This window comes from Terribium retamae, from assembly GCF_022347545.1.
Lineage (GTDB): Bacteria > Pseudomonadota > Alphaproteobacteria > Rhizobiales > Rhizobiaceae > Mesorhizobium > Mesorhizobium retamae.
The window spans coordinates 1-1,529 of the sequence record NZ_JAKREW010000111.1; the positions used below are offsets into that span (position 1 = coordinate 1).

At 64.0% G+C, this 1,529-nt stretch carries 1 protein-coding gene; it reads left to right on the forward strand.

The features are described 5' to 3' along the window. The coding region (locus tag L4923_RS30745; RefSeq protein ID WP_239370876.1) for a formate--tetrahydrofolate ligase at positions 1-1,529 on the forward strand (1,529 nt) is incomplete at both ends.

Here is a 1,529-nt window from a genome sequence, read left to right on the forward strand (position 1 = left end):
AAGGTCTCGGCCGAGTTCATCAAGTCGGTGAAGGGCAACAAGGACGGCAAGCTGATCCTGGTCACCGCCATCAATCCGACACCGGCCGGCGAAGGCAAGACCACCACCACCGTCGGTCTGGGCGACGGCTTGAACCGCATCGGCAAGAAGGCCGTGGTCTGCATCCGCGAGGCCTCGCTCGGACCCAATTTTGGCGTCAAGGGCGGTGCCGCAGGCGGCGGCTATGCCCAGGTCGTGCCGATGGAAGACATGAACCTGCACTTCACCGGCGACTTCCATGCCATCACCACCGCCCACAACCTTCTGTCGGCCCTGATCGACAACCACATCTACTGGGGCAATGAGCTCGGCATCGACATCCGCCGCGTCGCCTGGCGCCGGGTCATGGACATGAACGACCGCGCGCTGCGCCAGATCATCGTCTCGCTCGGCGGTGTCGCCAACGGTTTCCCGCGCGAGGCCGGCTTCGACATCACCGTCGCCTCCGAGGTGATGGCGATCCTGTGCCTGGCCACCGACCTGAAGGACCTCGAAAAGCGCCTCGGCGACATCATCGTGGCCTATCGCCGCGACAAGAGCCCGGTCTATGCCCGTGACCTCAAGGCCGACGGCGCCATGGCGGTGCTGTTGAAGGACGCCATCCAGCCGAACCTGGTGCAGACGCTGGAGAACAACCCCGCCTTCGTGCATGGCGGCCCCTTCGCCAACATCGCGCATGGCTGCAACTCGGTGGTCGCCACCACCACCGCTCTGAAGCTCGCCGACTATGTCGTGACGGAGGCTGGCTTCGGCGCCGATCTCGGTGCCGAGAAGTTCTTCGACATCAAGTGCCGCAAGGCTGGCCTGAAGCCGGCGGCCGCCGTCATCGTCGCCACCGTTCGTGCCATGAAGATGAATGGCGGGGTGAAGAAGGACGATCTCGGCCAGGAAAACATCGAGGCGGTGAAGAAGGGCTGCGCCAATCTCGGCCGTCACATCGAGAATGTGAAGCAGTTCGGCGTGCCGGCGGTGGTTGCCATCAACCACTTCGTCTCCGACACCGATGCCGAGATCAAGGCGATGAAGGAGTTCGTGGCGGCCCAAGGCGCCGAAGCGATCCTGTGCAAGCACTGGGCGCAGGGCTCTGCCGGCATCGAGGAGCTTGCCCACAAGGTGGTGGAGATCGCCGAAAGCGGCGCCTCGCAGTTCTCGCCGCTTTATCCCGACGACATGCCGCTGTTCGAGAAGGTCAACACCATCGTCAAGCGCATCTATCGCGGTGACGAGGCGATTGCCGACAAGTCGATCCGCGACCAGCTGCACCAGTGGGAGCAGGCCGGCTATGGCCACCTGCCGGTGTGCATGGCCAAGACGCAATACTCCTTCTCGACCGATCCGAACCTCAGGGGCGCTCCGACCGGCCACACGGTTCCGGTGCGCGAGGTTCGTCTTGCCGCCGGTGCCGGCTTCGTGGTCATCATCTGCGGTGAGGTCATGACCATGCCCGGCCTGCCCTCCAAGCCATCGTCGGAGAAGATCTTCCTCAACGA